Origin of the sequence: Polyangium jinanense (assembly GCF_028435265.1) — a bacterium.
In the GTDB taxonomy this organism is placed as follows: Bacteria; Myxococcota_A; Polyangia; order Polyangiales; family Polyangiaceae; genus Polyangium; species Polyangium jinanense.
On the sequence record NZ_JAGTJK010000018.1, the window covers coordinates 100,393 to 124,109 of the forward strand.

The 23,717-nt window shown below is 68.1% G+C and carries 17 protein-coding genes; 13 read left to right on the forward strand and 4 right to left on the reverse strand.

Annotation, left to right across the window (positions count from 1 at the left end):
* Positions 1-52: 52 nt before the first annotated feature.
* The 3 genes from KEG38_RS28375 to KEG38_RS28385 are packed head-to-tail and all read left to right on the forward strand — an operon-like array spanning position 53 to position 3,605.
* Positions 53-568, forward strand: a complete 516-nt coding sequence (locus KEG38_RS28375) for a hypothetical protein (protein WP_272418717.1) — start codon at positions 53-55, stop codon at positions 566-568.
* A gap of 18 nt (positions 569-586) precedes the next feature.
* Entirely contained in the window at positions 587-1,501 is a 915-nt protein-coding gene (locus KEG38_RS28380; RefSeq protein WP_272418716.1) for an STAS domain-containing protein, read from the forward strand.
* A gap of 46 nt (positions 1,502-1,547) precedes the next feature.
* Positions 1,548-3,605, forward strand: coding sequence for a sensor histidine kinase (locus KEG38_RS28385; RefSeq protein WP_272418715.1), 2,058 nt, complete (start codon positions 1,548-1,550; stop codon positions 3,603-3,605).
* 2 nt (positions 3,606-3,607) lie between these two features.
* On the opposite strand, the gene KEG38_RS28390 is transcribed toward KEG38_RS28385, so the two are convergent.
* Complete coding sequence (locus KEG38_RS28390; RefSeq protein WP_272418714.1) at positions 3,608-4,975, reverse strand: cytochrome P450 family protein; 1,368 nt, start codon at positions 4,973-4,975, stop codon at positions 3,608-3,610.
* Positions 4,976-4,989: 14 nt separating this feature from the next.
* Complete coding sequence (locus KEG38_RS28395) at positions 4,990-5,559, reverse strand: TetR/AcrR family transcriptional regulator (RefSeq protein ID WP_272418713.1); 570 nt, start codon at positions 5,557-5,559, stop codon at positions 4,990-4,992.
* Between the two features lie 208 nt (positions 5,560-5,767).
* Between KEG38_RS28395 and KEG38_RS28400 the strand changes: the two genes are divergently transcribed.
* The 7 genes from KEG38_RS28400 (at position 5,768) to KEG38_RS28430 (ending at position 13,885) form a co-directional block, all read left to right on the forward strand.
* Complete coding sequence (locus tag KEG38_RS28400) at positions 5,768-7,012, forward strand: HlyD family secretion protein (RefSeq protein ID WP_272418712.1); 1,245 nt, start codon at positions 5,768-5,770, stop codon at positions 7,010-7,012.
* A 10-nt stretch (positions 7,013-7,022) separates the two neighbouring features.
* Positions 7,023-8,606: a DHA2 family efflux MFS transporter permease subunit gene (locus tag KEG38_RS28405; RefSeq protein ID WP_272418711.1), complete on the forward strand. Its 1,584-nt coding sequence runs from the start codon at positions 7,023-7,025 to the stop codon at positions 8,604-8,606.
* Positions 8,603-9,391, forward strand: coding sequence for a sigma-70 family RNA polymerase sigma factor (locus KEG38_RS28410; RefSeq protein ID WP_272418710.1), 789 nt, complete (start codon positions 8,603-8,605; stop codon positions 9,389-9,391). Before KEG38_RS28405 ends, KEG38_RS28410 begins: the two co-directional genes overlap by 4 nt.
* A gap of 80 nt (positions 9,392-9,471) precedes the next feature.
* Positions 9,472-10,716 carry an NAD(P)/FAD-dependent oxidoreductase gene (locus KEG38_RS28415; RefSeq protein ID WP_272418709.1) on the forward strand — a complete coding sequence of 415 codons (1,245 nt, stop codon included), beginning with the start codon at positions 9,472-9,474 and terminating at the stop codon, positions 10,714-10,716.
* A gap of 33 nt (positions 10,717-10,749) precedes the next feature.
* Positions 10,750-11,076 (forward strand): 2Fe-2S iron-sulfur cluster-binding protein, encoded by a 327-nt coding sequence (locus KEG38_RS28420; RefSeq protein ID WP_272418708.1) that lies wholly within the window; start codon positions 10,750-10,752, stop codon positions 11,074-11,076.
* Between the two features lie 52 nt (positions 11,077-11,128).
* Positions 11,129-12,364 carry a cytochrome P450 gene (locus KEG38_RS28425; RefSeq protein WP_272418707.1) on the forward strand — a complete coding sequence of 412 codons (1,236 nt, stop codon included), beginning with the start codon at positions 11,129-11,131 and terminating at the stop codon, positions 12,362-12,364.
* Positions 12,365-12,448: 84 nt separating this feature from the next.
* Positions 12,449-13,885, forward strand: a complete 1,437-nt coding sequence (locus KEG38_RS28430) for a WD40 repeat domain-containing protein (protein ID WP_272418706.1) — start codon at positions 12,449-12,451, stop codon at positions 13,883-13,885.
* 734 nt (positions 13,886-14,619) lie between these two features.
* Here the strand turns inward: KEG38_RS28430 and KEG38_RS28435 are convergent.
* Both KEG38_RS28435 and KEG38_RS28440 read right to left on the reverse strand, forming a co-directional pair.
* On the reverse strand, positions 14,620-15,129 hold the full coding sequence (locus KEG38_RS28435) for a DUF488 domain-containing protein (protein ID WP_272418705.1): 510 nt from the start codon (positions 15,127-15,129) through the stop codon (positions 14,620-14,622).
* 54 nt (positions 15,130-15,183) lie between these two features.
* Positions 15,184-16,896, reverse strand: a complete 1,713-nt coding sequence (locus tag KEG38_RS28440) for an HAD hydrolase family protein (protein ID WP_272418704.1) — start codon at positions 16,894-16,896, stop codon at positions 15,184-15,186.
* An 813-nt stretch (positions 16,897-17,709) separates the two neighbouring features.
* Here KEG38_RS28440 and KEG38_RS28445 point away from each other — a divergent pair.
* From KEG38_RS28445 to KEG38_RS28455, 3 genes are read left to right on the forward strand one after another with little or no spacing between them, the layout of a single operon-like run.
* Positions 17,710-20,343, forward strand: a complete 2,634-nt coding sequence (locus KEG38_RS28445) for a hypothetical protein (protein WP_272418703.1) — start codon at positions 17,710-17,712, stop codon at positions 20,341-20,343.
* 60 nt (positions 20,344-20,403) lie between these two features.
* Positions 20,404-21,492, forward strand: coding sequence for a DUF2169 domain-containing protein (locus KEG38_RS28450; RefSeq protein ID WP_272418702.1), 1,089 nt, complete (start codon positions 20,404-20,406; stop codon positions 21,490-21,492).
* A gap of 3 nt (positions 21,493-21,495) precedes the next feature.
* On the forward strand, positions 21,496-23,709 hold the full coding sequence (locus KEG38_RS28455; protein ID WP_272418701.1) for a type VI secretion system Vgr family protein: 2,214 nt from the start codon (positions 21,496-21,498) through the stop codon (positions 23,707-23,709).
* The last annotated feature ends 8 nt before the right edge of the window (positions 23,710-23,717 follow it).

The window sequence follows — 23,717 nt, forward strand, 5'->3', positions numbered from 1 at the left end:
ATGGCGCCGGGGGGAATGAAGGGGCGCCACGCGGCATCCCGGGGGGAGTCACATGAACAAGTACGAGGGGGAATACCGGGGCGCTGCTCTGCAGTCGCTCCTGCTTGCGCTCGGCCATTCGGAAGCGCTCGTCGAGAAGATCCTGAAGAGCTGCGGCGTCGACCGCATCGAGCCCGACCGCTGGTACGATCTTCATTGGGGCTGCAACGTCGTCTACGGCGAGGTCGTCGCGCGGATCGGGCCGAGCGCCATCCTCGCGGTCGGCAAGAAGATGATCGAGGCGGCCGTGTTCCCGCCGGGCCTCGACGACGTCCGCAGCATGCTGTCGGGCCTCGACGCGGCATACCGCCTGAATGCGCGCGGGCCGAGCATCGGCGGGATCACGTGCACGTTCGACGACGACCGCAGCGCCACGCTCGACTGGACGGCGGCGGGTCCTTGCGCGCTCAACATCGGCATCATCCAGGGCTGCTGCAGCCGCGTCGGCGCACGTCCCCTCGTCGAGCACGGCGCGACGGGGTGCATGGAGCACGGCGCGCCCTCCTGCATTTACCGCGTGAGCTGGTGATCGACGCGAGGGACCACGATGAGCGCCACCTTGCTCGCACGGCTCGATCGCTCGGCCGACGCGCTCACGCAGGATCTGTCGTCGCGCCTCGTTTCGCGCGCTGGCACGATCTTCCGGGCCATCGGCCCGGACGCGACGCGCGATGCCGTGTCGCGCCTCCTCACGGCCCTCCGCAAGGACCTCGCGGCCGAGGGCGACGGGGAGGGACGCGACGTCCTCGGTAGCTTGATCGAGGACCTCGCTCCGAAAGGGCTCGGACATTACGATCTGCGCCTGCTCACGACCTCGCTGCGCAGCGCCCTGCTCGCGGCGATGGCAGAGGCCCCCGACGTGGATGCGAAAAGCAGGGGCCTCGTCGAATCATGGCTTTTCCAGGTCGCGCTCTCCGGCCCGATGTATCTCCTGGTCCAGCGCGAGCGGGTGTTCCAGGAACAGACCGTCGAAATCGAGGTGCGGCAAATGAAAGCGCAGCTCGACGAGCTCCAGGCGGCCTACGCGGACAAGACGCAGCTGCTCGAGCAGATCCGTCAAGCCTCGACGCCCATCGCGACCGTCCACGAGGGGATTCTCGTCGTGCCGCTCGTCGGGATCGTCGACGAGAATCGCGCGCAGGCGCTCACCGAAAAGCTCCTCGATAGCATCGTCGCGGAGCAGGCCCGGGTGGTGATCGTCGATATCTCGGGCGTCGGGGTGTTCGACGCGGCGACGGCAGAACACGTCCTCAATACCGCAAAGGCCACGAGGCTGCTCGGCGCCGAGCTCGTCCTCGTCGGGCTCTCGCCCGCGGTCGCACGGACCGTCCTCGCGCTCGGCGTGGATCTTTCGGGTTTGTCGACGCGGAGCAGCCTCGCAGCCGGGCTCGCGCGCGCCCTCGGGAAGCTCGGCTTGCGAATCGCGCCCACGGCTCCTCCGCGCGCATCGAGCGGGCGGTGAGTTTCACGCCTCGACGGTTGCCCTCGGGCGTACCAAGAGCTGCTGCATGATCGTGGAGTCCTTGCTCCCCTGGCCAATGATGAGGCTGACCAGCACGGGTGAGGTCCTGGCGAGCGCGTCCTTGAGCGAGCTCCTGGAGATGGAGTCACCGACCCCGGAACGGCTGTCGGAGCGCTTCGAGGTATCCCGGCTCGGCAGCCGGGCGGTCCTCCCCGAGAAAGAGTTGCCGTGGCGGCGTGCCCTTCGCGGCGAGTCCTTCAGCGACGAGGAGGTCTGGTACGATCAACAGACCGCCCGCCGTCTCCTGCTCCTGGTGCGCTGCCGCGCGGCGGCCGGCGAGGCGCTGCTCGCGTTCGAAAACGTCGCCGACGAGCCCTTCGCGATCCGGCTCGCCGACCTCGTGGCCAGCATCGGCGCCGCGCTTCTCAGCGCGGACGAACCCTCGGCCCTGGCCCATGGGCTGCTCGACGAGGTGGCCGCCGCCGTTCGCTCCGATGCCGTGTTTCTCATCGCCACCGAGGGCGGTGAACGTCTCAGGCTGGTCGCCTCGGTCGGGGTTCCCGCGGCATTCGCGCAAGATTACAATCTGAACCTGGCGACCACCGTCGCGGGGCTGGCAGCCGAGACCGGCGACATCCAGGAGATCGCGCGCATCGAGGATCTGCCGGAGGGCACCTTCCGCGGCACCCTGCGCCTGCTCGAGCTCGGGCTCCACGCGGTCTCGGCGTTCCCCCTGAACGCAGGGGGCGAGCTGGTCGGGGTGCTGGGGCTCGCGCGGCGGCAGCCGGGGAAGCTCAGCCCGATCGAGCGCCGCTTGCTCCGGGGCGTGGCGGGCGCCTGTGCTCTCGGGCTGCGGCAAGCCCGGCAGCGCGATGCCGAACGCCGCGAGGCCCGCCGGTTGCGCTTGCTCCGCGACGTGGCCATGGCCATCGAGGCCGCCATACCCCTGCGCGAGCTGCTGCGCCGCCTGGTGGAGCAGGCCTGCGAGCTGACCCGCGCCCGTTATGGCGCCCTGGGAGTGCTCGACGCCAAGGGCACCGGCCTTTCCGACTTTGTTTACGTGGGCGTCTCCGAAAAGGTCGCCCGCGACATCGGCAGTTTACCCGAGGGCCGAGGGCTTTTGCGCGCGCTCATCAACGAACCGCGGCCCAGCCGGGTGGCGGATATCCACGCCGATCCGCGGTCGGTCGGCTTCCCCGCGCATCACCCCGCGATGACGTCTTTCCTGGGCGTCCCGCTGCTCATCGGGCAAAAGGTGTTCGGAAACTTCTACCTTTGCGACAAGGACGGCGGCGTCGAGTTCACGGAGGAGGACGAGCGTATGGTCCGGCTCTTCGCCGCGCAATCGGCGCTGGCCATCGCCTACGCCCAGCAATTCGAGAGCACGCAGGAGGCCCATCGCGAAATGGACCGCCTGCGAGACGAGTTCGCCGCCGTCATCGCTCATGATCTCCGCAACCCCGTCGCGGCCATGACGCTGATTCTGGACGCGCTGCTCGCAAAACCCGAGAACGATTCGGTCGTCGTATCGGTGCAGCAACTCCAACGTTTGCGTCGAATCGGCAGCCGGATCTCGCGCATGACGCAGGACCTGCTCGACGTCTCTCGCATCGAGCTCAGGCGGCTATCTCTCGATCGCCTGCCCGTGTCGCTGGAGGAGGCGACGCGTTCGCTGCTCGCAGAAATCGAGCCGACCCTCGGACAGCACCCGGTGACCCTTCATGTGGAGGACTGTGTGCCCGAGGTTTTCGTGGACCCGGCCCGGCTGGCGCAGATCCTCACGAACCTGCTCGACAACGCCGCCAAGTACTCGGGCGCCGGCGCGCCGATCCGGGTGACCATCCGACCGGAGGCAGGAGGCGCGGGGCTCTCGGTCGAGGATCGCGGCCCGGGTATCTCGGCGGCGGATTTAGGCAGGCTGTTCGACCGTTTCTCTCAGGCCCAGCGAGCGCGCGAGAAAAACACGGGGCTCGGCCTGGGTCTCTACATCACGAAGGGGCTGATGGAGGCGCACGGCGGCACCATTGCCGTGGAGAGCGCGCAGGGCCAGGGCTCGACCTTCCGGCTGTGGTTTCCGGCGGCTCCATCCGCGCAGGCGGCGTAGGACTAGAACAGCACCGGCAGCTCCCGGAACCCGCGGAGCCCCGCGGCGCCGCCCCAGCGCAGCGTCTCGGCCGGTACGGCGAGGCGTAGATCGGGGAAACGTCGGAACAGCGTCTCGAAGGCGATCTGCCCCTCGATGCGCGCGAGCGGCGCGCCGAGGCAGAGGTGAATGCCTTTGCCGAAGGCGATGTGACGGTGGGCATCGGCGCGCGAGATATCGTACGTCTCGGGATGATCGAATTGCGCGGGATCCCGATTGGCCGAGCCGAGGCCGAGCATCACCTGCCCTCCCTTCGGGATCGACACCCCGGCGATCTCCATGTCCTCCTTGGCGGTGCGCACGGCGCCCAGGTAATCGACCGGCCCCCAGTACCGGAGCGTCTCCTCGACGACGCCTTTGGCGAGGCCCGCCGGATCCGCCTTGAAGCGGGCATGCTGCTCAGGGTGGGTCAAGAGCGCGACGACCCCGTTGCCGATGAGGTTCACCGTCGTCACGTGCCCGGCCAAATAGAGGAGGAACACCATCGAGAGCAGCTCTCTGTCATTGAGCTTGTCGCCGTCCTCCTGGGCCTGGATCATCTGGCTTATCATGTCGTCCGCCGGCGCGCGCCGCTTCCGCTCGAACAGCTCGACGAGGTAGTGGCTGAACTGCACGAGCTGCTTGCGCGTCTCCTGCATGGCCACGGGGTCCCGGTTTTCGATGCGGAGCTCCCCCAGGCGACTGACGGTCTCGCGATCCTCCTCCGGGATACCGAGCATGTCGCTGATCACCGTCACCGGCAGCGGGAACGCGAATGCCTTGATCAGATCCATCCGCCGCTCTGGCCCCGACTCGCCGCGCGCGGCGGCTTCTCGCTCGGCTTTGTCGAGCAGATCGTCGGTGAGGCGCTGGATGCGGGGCCGGAGCGCCTCCATCACGCGGGCATTGAAGCTCGGCTGGACCAGCTTGCGCAGCCGCGTGTGGTCGGGCGGATCGAGCATGAGGAGCGAGTAAACGATGGGCCGGAGCTCCTCCGGCACCGGCGGCATGTGCGCCCGCTGCTCCGGCGTCATCCGCGCGTAGGGGTCGGAAGCGAGGCGATCGTCGAGCAGCGCGCCCGCCGCCTCTTGGTAATGGCTCACGAAGAGCACGTCGCCGACCGGGCGATGGCCCGAAGCGACGCTCTTGCGCTCTTCTTCGTCTCGGGGGAAGGGATAATGACGGGCGCGCACGACGGGCCCCTTGGCCCGCGCCTCCGCGTAGATCTCGGGAGATCGGGCGAGAAATTCGGGATCGGATCGGTCGAGCACCACGGACTCCAGCACGGGCACTTCCTTCGTGTCCGGTTTGCCCGCGTGCTCTGCGCTCGTTTCGTTCGATGACGTGGTCATATCGTCCTCTCTGGCTACTTCTGCTGCTGTGACTCGTTCGAAAGGCGCGCCGCACCTGCGCATGCGCCCGCGATCACGGTGTCGATGGCCGCGGCGGCGTAGTCCTCGCTGACGTCCTCGCCGCGATGGATGAGGCGCGTATAGATCCCCCCGAAGATCAGGTCGATGATGAGCTCCGTATTCACGCCCGCGGGCAATTCGCCGCGCGCGATGCCGCGCTCGAGCAAGGCCGTGTTACGCCGCCGGCGTTGATCGCGCAGGATCCTCGAGAGGGCCTCGACCTCCGGATCCGCGCGCTCCATCTGCATCATCCGCACGATGCCCCGGCCCGTGGGCGTCTGGCACGTCCGCACGGTCCTCATCACCACGGTCAGGAGATCCCCGCGCAGCGTGCCCGTATCGAGGAACTCCTCCTCCTCGGCGGCCGCACGCATGGATGCTGCGACGAGCTCCGCCTTCGTCGGCCAGCGCCGGTAGATCGTCGTCTTGTTCACCCCTGAGCGCGCCGCGACATCCTCGATGCGCAGCGCGCCGTAGCCCACACGCCCGAGCTCCTCGTGCGTCGCGGTCAGCACGGCCGACACCACGCGCTCCGCGCGTCCACGGACGCGGGTGCCCTCGGTTCGACGGGTTCGTTGAGCGGGCGGGGGGGTGCTGTCGTGACGCATGGGCTGAGTCTACCGAACGGTTCCTCCAGAACTTTCGCGCTGTTCCGCCACAAAGGCAACTTGTTGTTGCCATGCACTCACAGATGGGTACTATGGCAACAACAAGTTGCCTTGAGGGTCACGCATGAGCACCGCGACATCCCCTTCCGACGTCGTTCCCCAAGCCCCTGCCGTGCAGGGAAGCGCTGCTGCGGGCGCCTCCGCAAAGCCGAAGAGCAAAGGGCGCGCGCTCCTGTTCGTCCTGCTGTTCGTCGCCGTCCTCGGCGGAGGGGGGTACGGGTGGACGCACCGCACCCTGGAGAGCACGGACAACGCGCAGGTGGACGGCGAGGTGATCGCGGTCCCGGCGCGCACGGGCGGGACGATCGCGCAGGTGCTCTTCACCGAGAACCAAGCGGTCAAGGCCGGCGATACGCTGGCCGTGCTCGACGACGAGAGCGCCAAGGCGAAGCTCGCGCAAGCCGAGGCAAACGTGGAAGCCGCCGAGGCGGCGGCCGAGGCGGCCGAAGCCGACGCGCGCGTGGCCGAGATCAACGCCCTCGGCAACAAGTCCGTCGCGGAGGCGTCGCTGCAGACGGCGCAGGGCGGCGTGGTGTCGGCGGCCGATCAGCGCAAGGAGGCCGAGGCGTCGGTCAAGTCCGCGGAGACGGCCTTCAAGCAAGCCGAGGCCGATCTCAACCGCAACCGCAAGCTGCTCGAGCAGGGCGCGCTTCCGCAAGCCTCGTTCGAAAAGGAGGAGACGAGCTTCGCCGTGGCGCAGGCGAACCTGGAGGCGGCGAAGGCGCGGCTCGCGACGCTGCGGGCAAACATCGCCGTGGCGCAGAGCCGCACGACGGAAGCCTCGGCAAAACTGAAGCAATCGAGCAACGTCGACGCGCTCGTGGCGCAAGCGCATGCGCGGGCCAAGACGGCGCGCGCGCAGGTGGCCATCGCCAAGGCGACGCGTGATCTCGCGAAGCTCGAGCTTTCGTACACGCGCATCGTGGCCCCCGCGGACGGCGTGGCCTCGAAGAAGACGATTGCCGTGGGGCAACAGGTCGCGGCGGGGCAGGCCATCGTGCAGCTCGTGACGCCGCTCCTTTGGGTCACGGCGAACTTCAAGGAGACCCAGGTCGCGAAGATGCACGCGGGCCAGCCGGCGCGAATGGTGGTCGACGCTCTGCCCGGCGTCACATTGCACGGCGAGCTCGAGAGTTTGTCCGGCGCGACCGGCTCGCGCTTCACGCTGCTGCCGCCGGACAACGCGAGCGGCAACTACACGAAAGTGGTGCAGCGCGTGCCGGTACGCGTGAAATTGCGTGACGTGCCGCAGGGCCTCGTGCTCCGGCCGGGCATGAGCGTCGAGCTGTCCATCGATACCCGCGGATAGGAGGTTCGTCGTGGCCCAGCTCGCTGTTGCAACGCCCGCGCTCACCGCCGCCGCGCCCAAGAACAACAAGTGGGCCGTGGCCATCGCGGTGGCCATTGGCGCGCTGCTCGAGGTGATCGACACGAGCATCGTCAACGTCGGGCTCGCCGACATGCAGACCTCGCTCGGCGCGTCGCTCAGCCAGGCGAGCTGGATCGTGTCGAGTTACGCCGTCGCGAACGTCATCATCCTGCCCCTCGCCGCGTGGCTCGGGCACAGGTTTGGCAAGAAAAATTATTTCCTCTTCTCGCTCGTGGGCTTCACGATCGCCTCGATCATGTGCGGGCTCGCGACGAGCCTGCCGATGCTGGTCATCGCTCGTGTTTTGCAGGGGATCACGGGCGGCGGCCTCATGGCCAAGGCGCAGTCGATCCTCTTCGAGACGTTCCCCAAGGAGGAGCAGGCCACGGCGCAATCGTTCTTCGGGGCCATCGTCATCGCGGGCCCCGCGATCGGCCCCACGCTGGGCGGGTACATCGTGACGAACATCGGCTGGCGGTGGATCTTCTTCATCAACCTGCCGCTCGGCGTGCTCGCCGTGATCCTCTGCCTCTCGGCGCTCCCGCCCGACGAGCCGCATCAAACGCCTCCGAAGAGCATCGACTGGGCCTCCATTGCCATGCTGGCCCTCGGGCTCGGTTGCCTGCAGACGTTCCTCGAGGAGGGAAACTCCCACGACTGGTTCGATGATCCGATGATCGTCGTCCTGTGCGTCACGTCGATCGTGTCGCTCGTGCTCTTCGTGCGTCGCGCGCTCGCCTCGGACGAGCCCGTCGTGGACCTGCGCGTGCTCCGGTACCGCTCGTTATGGGCAGGCAGCATCCTCTCGGTGGTCGTGGGCATGGCCCTGTACGGCGGGCTCTTCGCCGTGCCGATCTTCGCGCAATCGATCCTGCGTTACACGTCGCAACAGACGGGCCTCATGATGCTGCCCGGCGCGCTGGCCACGGCGGTGATGATGCAATTCGCGGGGAGGCTCGCGCGCAAGATGGATCCGCGGCTCATGCTGGTGATCGGGGCGCTCATCCTGGCGAGCTCGCTCGTGATGTTCTCCACGATGAACCCGATGACGAGCGGCGACGATCTCTTCTGGCCGCTCATCGTGCGCTCCCTGGGCACCGTGTTCATGTTCTTGCCGCTTTCGATGGCCTCGCTCGGCCCCATTCCCCGCAAGGACGTCGCCTCGGCGACGGGGTTCTTCAATTTGACGCGCATGCTCGGGGGCAGCGTCGGCGTCGCGCTGCTCTCGATGATGCTGACCCGGCGGCAGGCGTTTCACATGGCCGTGGTCGCGGAAAAGCTCGTGTCGAACGATCCCGTGACGATCGAGCGGGTCAACATGCTGACGGGCGCGATGATGGCCAAAGGCGCGTCGGCGGCGGAGGCCAAGCAGCGCGCACTTTCGCTGCTCTCCGGGACGGTGGCGCAGCAGGGCTCGATCATGTCGTTCGCGGACACGTTCTGGCTCGCGGGCATGCTCATCGTGCTGTTTTTGCCCCTGGTGATGCTGCTCGGAAAACCGCAGCAAGGGGTCAAGGTGGAGGCAGGGCATTGAACGCACAACCCGACGCGTTGTCGATGTACCGCGCGGAGATCGCGAGGCGGCGAATCCTCTCCGCGGAGGTCGAGCGGGAGCTCGCGATCCGCTGGAAAGCGGGCGATCGTGAGGCCGGGCGGCTGCTCATCGAGGCGTGCCTGTCGTACGTGATGACGATCGCCCGCGAATATCGGCAGTGGGGCGCGCCGTTCGAGGACCTCGTGCAGCAGGGCAACATCGGCCTGCTCCAGGCGGCCCAGCGCTTCGATCCGACGCGCGGATATCGGCTCGCGACGTTCGCGAATTACTGGATCCGCGCGGAGATCCGCGATTACGTGACGCGGAACTACCGGATCGTGCGCCTGGGCACGTCGAAGGCGGAGCGGCGCGCGGTGCGCTTCTTCCGCCGGGCATTCGTGAGGGATGCGGCGACGCTCGCCGCGAGGACGGGTTTGTCCGAGCAGCGCGCCCACGAATTGATCCCGCTCCTCGCGGGGCCCGACGCGCCGATCGACACCGGGGCCCAGAGCGACGGTCCTGCGGACAGCGCGCTCTCGCCCGAGGCGGAGGTTTGTCGGGCCGACGAGCGCGCGCAGATCACGCGCGCCGTGAAGTCCGCGCTTTCGGAGCTCTCGCCCCGGGAGCAGCAGGTGCTCGAACGCCGCATCATGTCGGACGAACCCGCGACATTGGCGGAGCTCGGGGCGGCGTTCGGCGTGAGCAAGGAGCGCGTTCGGCAGGTCGAAGAGCAAGCCAAACAGCGCATGCGTGGTCACCTGCGCACGCTCGCGGGGAGCCTCTGAGCGGCTGCATTCGAAGGTGATCGGAGCATCGAGCGGAATCCCCGGAATCCCGGGCGCACGGAGAGAGGAGCGTCGCGGTCATGGAAGAGCGCATCGTCATCGTGGGAGCCGGCCAGGCCGGTGGCGAGCTTGCGGCTGGATTACGAAAGCAGGGCCATCAAGGGCGTATCGTCCTGCTGGGAGACGAGCCGCATCCGCCCTACCAGCGCCCCCCGCTCTCGAAAGGATTTTTGCAGGGAAAGGTGGCGCTGAGCGACCTCTACCTGAAACCGCTTTCGACCTATGAACGCTTCGACATCGAGCTCAGGCTCGGCACGCGCGTCGAGGCCATCGATCGCTCCGCGCGGGAGCTCTCCCTGCAGGATGGGAGCCGGCTCGGCTATGACAAACTCGTTCTGGCCACGGGCGGCCGGGCGCGTCGCTTGAGCCTTCCCGGAATGGAGACGGCAGAGCTCGAGAACCTGTTCTCGGTGCGATCGATCTCCGATATCGAGACGATGCGCGCGAAGTTCGTCGCGGGCAACCGGCTCCTCATCATCGGCGGCGGCTACATCGGGCTCGAGGTCGCGGCTGTGGCCGTGCAGCTCGGGTTGCAGGTGACGGTGCTGGAGGCGGCGCCGCGCCTGCTTTCCCGCGTGACGGGTCCGGAGGTGTCCACGTTCATCGAAGAGCTTCACCACGAGCGAGGCGTGGAGTTCCGGCTCTCCTGCGAGGCGCGGGGCCTCGAGCTCGACGAGGCGCGGCAAAAGGTGCGCGGCGTCCACGTCGCTCGTCACGGCGTGCCCGAGCGGCTCGATGCGGATCTCGTGCTGGTGGGAATCGGCCTCGTCCCGAACACGGAGCTCGCCTCCGGGGCAGGCCTGGCCGTCGACGACGGCATTGTCGTCGACGAATACGCATGTTCGGCCGATCCGGCCATCCTCGCCATCGGGGATTGCGCGAATCAGCCCAGCGCCTACATGGGCGGACGTATCCGGCTCGAGTCCGTGCCCAATGCCATCGAGCACGCACGCGTCGCGGCCGCCACCCTGATGGGCAAGCGGGAGCCTTATGCCGCCATTCCCTGGTTCTGGTCGGACCAGTACGGCTTGAAGCTGCAGATGGTGGGGCTCTCCGCCGGCTACGAGCAATGCATCACGCGAGGCTCCGCCGGGGGCAAGGAATTCTCGGCGTTTTATCTCAAGGACAAACGCGTCATCGCCGCGGACGTCATCGGCCGCCCCGCGGATTTCATGGCCGCGAAACGGCTGGTTTCGAGCCGGGCGCAGGTGGAAGTCACCCGCCTGGGCGACGCGGCCGTCCCGCTCGCGAGCCTCGCCGCTTGAAGACAATCCATCACCCAAATCCAGGAGGACATGATGCCGAAGATCAAATTCATCGAGGCGGATGGGAAGGAGTACGAGGTCGAGGCAGAGGAGGGACAATCCGTCATGCAGGCGGCGATGGACAACCTCGTGCCCGGAATCGTCGCCGAGTGCGGAGGTTTCGCCAGCTGCGCGACCTGCCACGGCTACGTCGACGAGGCCTGGCTGAAGGAGGTCCCCCCGCCCGATGCGGCGGAAGAGGGAATGATCGCGTGCGCCTATCACGTCCGGCCCAATAGCCGTCTGACCTGTCAGCTCAAGGTGACGCCCGCGCTCGATGGTCTCGTGGTCCGTCTGCCCGTCTCGCAGACGAGCGATTGAGAACCTGGTAGGCCGCCTCCTTTTTTCTCCAACCCCCGAAAGAGGTTCGAACATGCCCCCGTTCAGCGGACAGAAATTGGACACGATTCCCGCGCACGTCCCCCCGGAGCTGGTCTACGAATACGACAGCACCAAAGATCCGCGGATGCTCGAGGATCCGCACGCCCGGATGCGCTCCCTCATCCTCGAGGCCCCGCCCATCTTTTTCTCTCCCCACAATGGGGGGCATTGGTTCGTGACCCGGAAGCAGGCCATCGTGGACATCACGATGAACCCGGAGGTCTATAGCAACGCCCTCTTCGGTGCCTCGGAGGCACATGGAGGCGAACACGAGGCGCCGAAGCCGGCCTTCATGATGCTGCCCATTGCGGTGGATCCGCCGCAGCACACGGCGTACCGCGCACCGCTCAACCAGCCGCTGGCGGCCAAATCCGTCGCCGGGCTCGAGACGGCGATTCGGACCATGACGAACGAGCTCATCGACAAGGTGCTCGACGCGGGACGCTGCGATTTCCTCTCGGACATCGCCGAGCCGCTGCCCGTCACGCTGTTCATGAAGCTGGCCGGCATGCCGACCAACCGCCTCGCCGAGTTCCGTGAGCTCGCCACGCAGGCCACGTCCGCCGCGGTGGATCACGCGACCCGCGAGGGGATCTTCAAACAAATTGCGGGGATCCTGGCGGAGTCCATCAAGGCCCGGCAGGAGAAACGCGAGGATGACCTGATCAGCCGGCTGCTCGACGCGAACATCCAGGGCCGCAACCCCACGTTCCCGGAGATGTTGGGCTACAGCATCACCCTGTTCCTCGGGGGGCTCGACACCGTGGTGAATGCCCTGAGCTTCGGCGTCCGGCACCTGGCGCGTGATCAGGAATTGCAGGCGAAGCTCCGGGCCGACCCGAGCCTCCTGCCGGGAGCCATCGAGGAGCTCTTGCGTCTCTATGGCGTCGCGTGCACGCCCCGGCGGGTGACGCGTGACGTGGTTTGTCACGGCGTGAACCTCAAGCAAGGCGACGCGCTCTTGTTGCTCCTGCCGGCGGCCAACTACGACGACGCGGCGTTCCCGAACCCCGAGCAGTTCATCATGGGCCGGACCGAGCAACACATGACGTTCAACACGGGCCCGCACCGGTGCGTCGGTCTGAATCTGGCCCGCCTGGAGATGAAGGTGTTCTACCAGGAGTGGTTGAAGCGCGTTCCGCCGTTCCGGCTCGACCCCCAGGCGCCGCCGCGGTTCACGGGTGGCTTCAACCTGGCGGTCACGAGCCTGCCGCTCGTCTGGGATTGAGCAGCGCGGGCAGCGCGGCGGGCCGGATCCGCGGTTTGGGCTTGACGCGAGAGGCGGGTGCGCACCCAATCCCACGCGATTTCGATGAAGAAGTACCTTCACAGACCGGGCACGAAGCTCACCGGCCATTCCACGCCCATCCTCGCCGCGGACTTCACCCGAGACGCGTCGCGGCTCGTCTCGGCGGCGTCGAAGGACCCCACGGTTCGCGTGTGGGACGTCGATTCCGCGCGGACCATATCGAAGCTCGAGATCGCGAAGGGCGTCAACCAGGCTTGCCTGTTCCCGACCGGGGACCGGCTGGCCGCCACGTTCGACGATCGGGTCGTTCGTGTATACGCGCTTGAAAGCGGCGAGGAGCTCGCGCGCGCGCGCCAGATGATGCGCCATCCCCGGGCGCTTTGCGTGTCTCCGGGCGGCGGGGTGTACTGGGCGGGCTTCGGCGACGACAACACCGTCGTCTGGTCGTGGCGCCCCGGCGAGGACCCGAAGCCGCTCCTCCGGGACATTCCCTCCTTCGAGCCCGAATGCAGTTTGTCGCTCGCCCGGGATGGCGAGGAGCTGTGGTGCTTCTTCGAGTGGGATCTCGTGGGCTTCGACACGCGGACGGGCGCGGAGATCGCGCGGTTCAAGGAAGACCGAGACGTGGCCCTCGGGGAAGGCTTCGTGCTCTCTCCCGAGCGATGCGCCGTGGCCGTGAAATCATCGCTCAACCGTGATGACGATCCGGTCCGGCCGCGCCTCTACAAGTGGGACCTCGATTCCGACGTGCATTGCTGGGACACGGAAATCCTGGGATATCCCTATGGCGACAAACCGCTGCTGACGATGGCCCGGAGCAAGCGCTGGGTCGCGAGCGTCGGCAAAGCTTCCGTGATGTTTCATTCGCTTCGCAGCGGGCGAGCGCTCGGGATGCTGCCCTGCGAGGTGCCAGCGGCGACCCTTTCCTGCCAGCGTTTGTCTCCGGACGACCGCCTCCTCGCGGTCGGTGCTTCGAACGGCGACCTTTTCCTCTACGACCTCGGCGATTCCTTGCTCGAACCGAGCGTGGCGGCGTCGCACATCGCCACGCGCTCTCGTCAGGGCAGCCCGCTCCTCTTGCGACTGCAGAAACGGCCGGGGCTCTGGCTACGGGTGCACGAGGACGGCAGTCTCGAGCGGGCCGAAGGCGATGCCCGCGCCGACGCGCTCATCACGCCGCTGGCCGGCCAGGCCAGCCATGGAAAGAACGTGGCGGTTCATCCCCTCCGCCTTCGCTGGGAGCTTCGCAGGCGCCTCTGGCAGCACGACCTCACGAAGCCCTCGCCCTTTCACGCGTCTCGTCCCGTGCAGGTCTTCCTCGGAGCCGACCTGATCGTCGAGGGCTACCTCGGCGTCGGGCGTGACCCGGGAGCGGGGCAAGACATCCTCGGCGTCGACAGCGACCCCGACGGCGTCGGAGAGCGGGTCGCCGGAGAACTCGGCGCCCGGACGATCCTCGCCGGCATCGACGACCTCTTGGCGTTGCTCCCGACCGACTGACCGCGCGGAGGTTCGTCGCGCCGCGGAGGTGATCCGGCCCGCTCCCGCTCCCACGGAAGCTTCCTGCCCGTCCACCACTTCCTACCTCTCCGGCGCCCGCTTCCGGTACACTCGCGCCCATGGTGGCCCCCTCCCCGTAGCCCGCCGTCGAAGCGGCGATTTGGCTCGCCTTCGCTCCCGGCGGCGGCCATTTCACCGCCGTCGCGATCGGCCCCCACCACCTCCTCACCGTCGCGCGCGTCTGCGAGAACGCGCCTTACGTAGCCGAAGCGCACGGGCGCTTGCCACAGCCGTCGCCGAGGGCAGAGCCGGATCGTCGCGCACCGATGGCGGTAGGCTTTGGCTGCTTCACGCAAGCGCCCCGCGGCGCGCTCGCGGTCCCCGAGCTTGAAACCGTAGCTCCACGTCCGCCGAGGATGACCCGTCCGAATGAAGGCTCAACGGTCGAGTAAAGCGAACCATGAAGAGAGGCACGCAGGTGGCTTGCGATGGTGTCCGCAGACAGCAGGCTTCCCGCCCATGGCGCACATTCTCGCACTCGTCGATCATGGCCCCGGCGTGCTCGAGGCCGACGCTCCGCCGGAATCGGCACAGCAGCGGCTGACAAAGCCGAGGAGCGTCGGCAGCTCGTCCGGTCCGCGAGAATCCGGAGACATCTTGGAGCGGGTGGATCGAGAGTCCGATCAATCGTTTCCCGCAAGCGATCCGCCGGGCTGGATACCCTCGTGGACTGGCTAGAGACGGGTCGACGCCTTGCGCGAAGCCGTGGAGGCGCCGGACGACGTCGACCTCACACCGGGCCCCGACGAACGCGACGCGGCCTTGACGGTCCCGCGGAACATCCGAGCGATCACGCCGTGGAGGACGACCGCCTGGTTGTGGTGCTCGTCCTTGGCCCCGAAGACGAGCGTCACCGTCCCCCGCTTTGCCCGCTCCACGAGCTCGTCCACGAGCCTCGCAGCCGGCTGCTGGCGGAGCTCGGCGCGATAACGCACCGCGAACTCCTCCCATCGGGCCTCATCGTGACCGAACCAGCGCCGAAGCTCGGCGCTCGGCGCGATTTCCTTCATCCAGGCATCGATCGCAAGCGCATCCTTGCGCACGCCCCGCGGCCATAGGCGGTCCACGAGCACCCGGTACCCGTCGGCCGCTTCAGGTTCCTCGTATGCCCGCTTGAGCCGGACCGCGCAGATCGTATTGCCGCCGCCTCGTGCCTGTCGCGTTCCGCCCCGTGGACCGGTCATGATCAAAACCTTCCTCGACGAAACATGAGAACGAAACATGGGAGACTTGCACGACTACGGCCTGGCAGGCAGCGTGTAGCGGGTCGTGATGGCTTCGGAGATCAACGCGCGGCTCTGCCGGGGCGTGAGATCCGTGCGCGCGGCGATCTCCGCGGCCGTCGCTGACAAGGCAGGGTCCTTGACCGCTTCGGCAAACCAACGCGTGTAATCGCCCTGCGCGAGGTGGTAGAGCCACGTCTCGTCGTCGACCCCGTCTGCGATCTCGACGAATACGGCCAGGTTACGGGCACGAAGGTTCAGCCGTTCGTCCGGGCCCCGGAAATAAAAGCTCTTTTCGCGAAGGTTGCCCTCGGCGTACTTCCGAAGGTGCCTCAGGTGCTCCCCCCGCCCTGGCGCCGGCGTCACCCAGCGCGGCTTTTGACCCGCGCCGCGATTCCATACGAGCACGTCCCCGGGGCGCGGAGGCTCGGTCACCGGAGGCGGTGGGACTCCGATCGCCACGCTGAAGGCCACGAGCTCCGGTTCAGGCATCGGCCCGACCGAGATCACGACGTCGATACGCTCGAGGATCGGGACGGCAATCTCGTCGGCATGGAGGGTGACGAGGACGAGCTCGCCCACCTCCTGCGGAAACGTGAGGGACACGGGTCCCCAAGCGGACGGCCAGACATGGTGCGCCTCGTCTATCAGGATCCAGTGGGGTCGACCCGTCCGCGCGCGCATCGATTGCAGCCGGGGGAAGAGCTGCTCGAGGAACGCAGGCCTGTCGCCGAGCGCGATTGCAAGGAGATTGACCGACACGTCCGTGTCGGGGTTGTCGAGCACGCGCAGAATTTCGTCGATGCTCGGCGGACGACGCATGTCCCCGAGCTCGATGGCGTCTTCGAATCGAGAATAGTCACCCTCGGGATCGATGGCGATGAACTGGTACGATTGCTCCGCCAGCCGTTCGAGCAGCGCCATTGCGAATGTCGTCTTGCCGCTGCCGGACGGGCCCACCACGAGGACGTTGCCTCCGTACGGAGGGATGAGCAGCGGCTGGCCGTCGTCCGTCGTACCGAGCAGCGCGTGCCGGCGCGTCAGGCGGGGCTCGACGTGGCGCAGGTCGTCGTCGAGGAGCCCGTCGACGAGCTCGATGACCCCCCGCCCGTTTTCGCCTTTCGTTACGAGGTCCGCGCGCTCCCTGAGCGATGGAACGGCGTCGGCCGTGGCCGCGGAGCACTCGCAGAGCGCGAGGAAGGCGTGATCGTTCTCGGCATTGCCGATGCCTACGACCTCGTGCGGCGACATTCCGAGCTCTTGCAAGGCGACGCGGAGACCGCTGCCTTTGCCGACCTCCGCAGGGAGCACCATCAGTGCGTCCTGGTTATACACCATCCGTAACTCCAGGCCGCTCTGTCGAATCACGTCGAGCACCGCACGATCCTGCGAGGCATGCGTCGCCACGATGGCGCGACCCACAGAGAGAGGACCCACTCCCGTTTCGCGAAGCCTATCGACGAACCACGGCGGCGGTGCTTCCGCGAGGACGCGTTCCTCGCGCCCGATGGGACGATAAAGGACGGCGCCGTTCTCGGCGACGATGCGATCAAAAAGCTCGGGGCGAGGGAGAATGGCCAACAAGTCGCCGAGGACGCGTCCGGTCACGAGCACCACCTTCCGGCCGGTCGCGCGCAGGCGCTCCAGCGCTGCGAAGGTCTCGTCGGTGACCGCGCCGTGCTTGACGAGCGTGCCGTCATAGTCGCACGTGAGCGCGAGGTATCGCATGCGCGCTCTCTTGCGCGGCACCGGAGGACGTCAATCGGTGGCGCATGGCAACGCAGGTATGACAACACCCATCAACTCGACCGGTAACGCTCATGTTTCGAGCTCGTCCGCCCGGCGCTGGAGCGCGGTTGAGTTGACATCGACCCCCAGCCGGAGACCACTGCGAGGTCGGCAAGCCGACATCGACCCCCAGCCGGAGACCACTGCGAGGTCGGCAAGCCGACATCGACCCCCAGCCGGAGACCACTGCGAGGTCGGCAAGCCGACATCGACCCCCAGCCGGAGACCACTGCGAGGTCGGCAAGCCGACATCGACCCCCAGCCGGAGACCACTGCGAGGTCGGCAAGCCGACATCGACCCCCAGCCGGAGACCACTGCGAGGTCGGCAAGCCGACATCAACCCCCAGCCGGAGACCACTGCGAGGTCGGCAAGCCGACATCGACCCCCAGCCGGAGACCACTGCGAGGTCGGCAAGCCGACATCAACCCCCAGCCGGAAGGCTCGGGAAGGTCCGCGTGTCGGCATCGATATCGCGCCGATGACCTTCGGGAGGTCTCCGAGGAGGGGTCAAGTACGAGCTTTCGGCCTGGAGGTGGCTTCCGCGCGGGTAACTCCACCCGCTCTTGAACCTCTTGCAGGATTCCCCGTGGGTTCTTTCCATGACCACGCACCCGCTTGCGCTGCCGGCGGCGGTCGTGGCGTACGACGAGCGTCGCGAAGGTGATCTCTCCCGCTCCCGCTCCCACGCCCGCTTCCTGCCCGTCCATCACTTCCTACCTCTCCGGGGCCCGCTTCCGGTACACTCGCGCCCATGGTGGCCCCCTCCCCGCAGCCCGCCGTCGAGGCGGCGATTTGGCTCGCCTTCGCTCCCGGCGGCGGCCACTTCACCGCCGTCGCGGTCGGCCCCCACCACCTCCTCACGGTCGGGCGCGTCTGCGAGAACGCCCCTTACGTAAAACTCCTCCGCGCCGGCGAGCAGGTCCGCACCGCCGAGATCGTGCAGGTCCTGCCGCCCGAAGAGGGCGACCTCGCCATCCTCCGTTGCGCCGAGGAGCTGCCGCACGTCCTGCGGCTCATGCCGGCCGACGAGTTCAAGGACTTCGACCTCGACACCCCAGTCACCCTCGTCGGCTTCCGCGACAGCGTCGAGAACGCCCTCGCCAAGCGCGCCGTCGTCCTGCACTGGAGCAGCGTCTCGCTCATCGCCGGCGAACCCGAAGAGCCGCCGCCTCGCAAGTCCCAGCCCGACACCCTCCCGCCCCTGCCGCGCCTCCTCCAGGTCGTCCACGAAAACGAGGCCGGCGGGCCCCTCCTCGACAGCCGCCAGCGCCTCATCGGCATCGCGGGCCGCCACGAGGGCGAGGGCGGCACCGAGGGCATCGTCACCACCATCGACCGCTTCTACGAGCACAACCGCAAGTGGAAGATCCTCCTCGGCCCGCCGGCCGCCACGCGCGTCGCGAAGGCGCCGACCATGGCGCAGTCGTTCGTCCTCATGCACCTCGTCGCGGCCCAGCACGAGGAGCACGAGGGCACGAATCCCGCCACGCTCGTCGAGCACTACCGCGCCGCCCTGCGCCTCGACGCCTCCTCCGGCGCCGCGCACCTCGGCCTCGCTCACGCCAAGAGCGTCGCCGGCGAGATCGACGAGGACGTCTTCCGCAGCATCGGCCGCGCCTGCGGGCTCCTCCCGGCCTCCGAGTGGTCGCCCGAGTGCGCCGACGCGCGCCTCGCGAACCTCCTGCGCTCCTCGAAGCACCTGCACGGCGTCGTCACCGCCCTCCGCGCCGACCTCAAGAAAGGCCGTCCCCTCGCCGAGTGGGCCGCGCTCGGTCGCGCCGTCGCCGACCTCGTCCACGCCCCGCCGCCCGACTCCGAGGACCCGAACCGCCCGCGCCCGCCCGAAAAAGCCGCCGGTCGCCTCCTCCTCTGGGCCGGCCAGCCTCGCAGCGTCATCGCCATCCCCTCGCGCGAGCAGCCCGACATCCTCCGCGCGGCCGCCTTCCTCCTCGTCAACCACGCCGAGCAGGCCCTCTTCTGGCTCGACGATCCTCAGGAGGACGAGGAGGTCGAGTCGAGCCGCATGGAGACGACCCAGCAGCTCGTCCTCGCGCTCCGCTGGATCGCTCGCTGCCGCGAGGGCACGTACGACGGACTCCTCTCGCGCGAGGTCGCCGAGAAACACGGCGCCATCCTCGGCAAGCTCATGCCCGGCGGCGACGTCTTCTCCTGGCACGCGCACGCCGTCGCCAAGGCGTACCACGGCGAGATCGAGAGCGGCCTCGAGGATCTCGACCGCGCCATGCGCCTCCTCTCGCCGATGGCCCTGCCGGGCCGCTGGTCGCGTGAGTTCCCCGGCCTGCTCCCCACGCCCGCGCAGCTCGCCGCCGTCTTCGGCCGCGTCGTGCTCGATCAAGGTAAGCCCGAGCTCGCCCGCAAGGCGCTCGAAAAGCTGCCGATGCCGGGCTCGGACGACGCCCACGGCGCCGAGCTCACGAGCATCGAGAAGAAGCTCCGCGCCCTCGCCGGCGTCGACGCCGAGGTCGAGGTCTCGCCCGACCGCGCCCTCCTCAAGGCCAGCCGCAAGGATCCACGCGCCGTGCGCCTCGCCCGCGTGCTCGCGTTCTTCGCCGAGGCGGACCTGCCGCGCGAGCGCCTCGGCGATCTCGGCGAGGCCCTGCCGGTCCTGCTCAAGCTCGGCTTCTTGCGCGAGGAGGCCGATGTCGTCTCCTACGAGCCCACGTTCCGGGCACGCGTGCGCGACTTGCTCTCGCCCGATCAGCGCATCGCGGCCCTGCACGAGGCGCTCGACCTCCTGCTCATGGCCTACCTCGAGGCGAGCGCGCGCGAGCGCACCGAGCTCTGGCCGCACGTCCAGGAGACCACGAAAGCCGCCGTCGAGCACCAGATCGAGTTCGTCCCCGCGGCCGAGCTCCTCGCCCGCGTGGGCAACCAGCGCGCGCGCGAGCTCTCGTATGCCGAGGCGCGCGAGCTGCTCGAACAAGCCCACGACCTCGGGAGCCGCGGCTCGGCGCCCGCCGATCTCTGCGCCGAGATCGACATGGATCTCGGCTGGGTCGAGGTCCTCTCGGGCACGACGCCGCGTTCGCAGGAGCGGCTCGAGCGGGCTTTGAACTTTTACAACGAAATGGCCATGACCTCGACCGGCGCGACCCCGCACCGTCGAATGGCGCGTATCCATTACAGCCTCGCGCGACTCGCCGTGAGCAAGAGTGATCGCGACGCCGCATACATGAACGCGTGCCGCGCGCTGGAGGAGGCCGATCGCGGCTTCGAGCCGGGCACGCGCAAGGCCGCGCAGATCTATACGAGCCTCGCCCACCTCTTCCTCGACCTCGGCGATCACCTGCGCGCGCGCAAAGCCACGGCGCGGATCTCGCCGCGCGAGCGCGAGACCCGCACCGATCTCGCGTTCGATTCCTGATTCGTTCACGCCCGGAACGCTTGTGGCGCGGCGCCTTCCGCGTTTACCATCCGTTCCGCAATGAATTTCGAAACGCTCGTCGAGAACATCAGCTGGGCGAGCGTAGACGGCGAGACGATGATGGACCGTCACGGCCGTGACGTCGCCGTCGTCGTCGCCAAGGTCGCCTACAAGGTGAGCCGCGAGGGCGCGCCGAGGCTCGCGCTCGCGCCGGTGCGTCGCGTGGACGAGGGGGACGGCGGCGGGGGCGTGCGTTTTCCCGCGGATCTCGTGGCCGACGAGAAACCCGGCACCGACGTCGGCCTCGTGGGCGTCGCGTATCCGCCGCCGCGCTCAGCCGGGACCAAGGGGCGCGTTTATGCGTGGCTCCAGGTCGGCACGCTGCGCAAGGTCGTCGTCGTGCACGGGCCGCGCGTGCACGTGAAGAACTGGCGCGGCGCCGTCGCTCCCTCGGATCCCGCGCCGTTCGTCGAGCCCGTGCCGCTCCGCTTCGACAAGTGTCACGGCGGCCTCGACCCCATCACGGGCGCGTTCGAGCCTGCGAATCCCATCGGGATGGGTTTTTCAAGCCAGCCCACCCGCCTCCTCGGCGAGCCCGCGCCGCCGCTCGAACCGGCTTCGATCGAGGAAGGCGGCGCCCCGTGTCACGCCTCGTACGGCGCCTTCGCGCCGATCCCGGCGCACTGGGAGCCGCGGCGCTCGCGCATCGGCACGCACGACGCGGCGTGGTCGAAGAGCCGCGCGCCCGTGCGGCCGCGCGATTTTGATCCGATGCACCACACCTGGTCGGTCCCGGGTTTGCACAGCGGAACGCCGCTCCTCGGCGACGAGCCGGTCGAGGTGGGCGGCGTCTTGCCGGACGGCGTCTGGCGCTTCCGTTTGCCCCGGTACGCCGTGCAGTTCGGCAGCCAGATCGACGGCAAGAAGGTCGCGTACGAGACGCACCTCGACGGGTTTCTGATCGATACCGAGACCCGCGCCGTGGAGCTCACGTGGCGGGCGTCGATCGTGCTGCCGCGAAAATGGGAGCGGCTCGAGCGGATCTACGTGCTCGGGGTGGGCACGCTCCCGGAGGACGTGATCCGCGACCCGAGCCGGAGCGTAGGGGCGGGACGGGCCGCGGATCCGACGCGCGCGAGGAGTGTGTAGGCCATGAGCAAGAAAGCGTTGCGGATCGAAGTCTTCTTGAGCATCGGCGACGCCTCCTGGCCGGCGCTCCGGCTGCGCGTGGACGAGGGCATGAGCGAGCTCGGCGGGGCCTGGGTCGAGGTCGCGGTGGGCTCGGATCTCGACGTCGAGGGGCTGCTCGAAGAGCCGGCGACGGTCGTGATCTTCTGGGACGGGCAGGAGAAGCGGCGGTTCTCCATGCAGCTCGCGCGGGGCCGCTTCCTCGACGAGAAGGACGGCCACCTGCACTACGAGCTCGAGCTCCGGCCCTCGCTCTGGTTCCTCGGCCTCGACAAGAACACGCGCAAGTGGCGCGACCAGCCCGCCGAGCCGATCGTCTCGAAGGTCCTCGGCGAGGGCTCGGTCAAACACGCGTGGCGCACCACGCGGCAATCGGCGTCGCAGCCGTACTGCGTGCAGTATCGCGAGACAAACCTCGCATTCGTGTCGCGGATGCTGGAGTTCGAGGGTTTTTATTACACGTTCGATCCCGACGGCACGATGATCGTCGGCGACGCGTCCTCGGCCTCGCCCGAGGTCGAGGGCGGCGCGGAGTTCGAGCTCATCGATTCGGCGGGCGCGCTCTCGCATGGCGACTTCGGCGTCACCTCGTTCGAGCGCGGCGCGGTCGTGGGATCCGGCAAGGCCACGGTCAACGACCACAACTGGAAGACGCCGGCCCTGTCACTCCTCGCCTCGGCCACGGGCGCGAAGGACACGCACCTCGAGGTGTACGATTACCCCGTCGGGTATCGTGATCCGGCGGCGGGCGAGGTTTTGGCCAAGCTCCGCGTCGAGGCGCTCTGCGCGGAAAAGCGCTTCGTGGAGGGCACGAGCACGGTCTTTTCGTTCGCGCCGGCGCGCATCTTCTCGTTCACGCACGAGGAGGGCGCGAGCTTCAGCGGCCGCTACCTGCTCGTGCACGTGGAGCACGAGTATCGCGAGGAGGCGGGCGTCGCGCACTACGAGAACCGCTTCCGGGCCATCCCCGCGGACGTCCCGTTCCGCCCGGCGGTCCGGACGGAGCGCCCGGAGATCGAGGGCAACCACACGGCGATGGTGCGTGGCCCCGCGGGCGAGGAGATCCACACGGACGCCTACGGCCGCGCGAAGGTGCAGTTCCACTGGGATCGCGAGGCCAAGGGCACGGACGAGGACTCGCGCTGGATCCGCATGACGCAGGAGATCTCGACCTCGATCGCGCTCGCGCGTGTCGGCTGGGAGATCAGCGTCGGCTACATCGACGGCGATCCGACGCGCCCCGTGGGCCTCGCGCGGCAGATCAACGGGCAGATGGTCCCGATGTACAACCAGCCCTCGTTCCGCAACCGGATGACGATCCGCACGGAGACGTACCCGGGCAAGGCCGGGTTCAACGAGCTGCGCCTGGAGGACTCGGCCGGCTCGATGCACATGGACTGGCACGCCCAGAAGGACTTCAAGACCCTCGTCCAGCACGACCGGACCGAGACGATCGGCAACAACCAGACGGTGCTCATCGAGAGCAACTCGACGCGTACGGTCGAGAAAAACCAGACGATCGACATCGGCGGCAATCAGACGCGGACCGTGGGCCGGCACGTCGTGCACAAGGTCAACGTGGACCGGGACCACACGATCGGCGGGGAGGAGACCATCGACGTCACGCTCGGCGTCGAGACCTCCGTGATGGAGAACGACGTCGAGACGGTGGGCGGGACCCGCTACACGCGCTCGGGCAACGACGAGACCGGCTCGATCGATCGCTCGATCCAGAAGACGCTGACGCGCATCGTGGGCGGCTCGTCGATCTCGATGGCGGGCGGCTCGGTGGCCCACGAGGGCGGCGAGATGCTCTTCGAGTACGCCGGCGGGTCGAAGATCACGATCGGCATGGAGGAGAGCGTCAAGGAGGCGGTGGCCGAGAACCTCGGCACGTTCGTGAGCGGGTTCGTCCTGCGCAAGTCGAAGAGCGACATGAGCGTGTCGGCGAAAGAGACGAAGGTGAACGTGGGCGGCTCGGCGCTCTTCCGATCGGCGGAGCGCATGGAGCTCCGGAGCCGCGTGATCGAGCTCGTCTCGTCGGCCTCGATCGCGCTCCGCGCCGGGGCGCTCTCGATCGAGATGACGCCCGGGAACGTGACCATCACCGGGCCGCTCAAGCAGGAGAGCGAGACGAAGATCACCCTGCGTGGCAACCCCGAGAAGCTGACGCCCTGAAGGAGAAC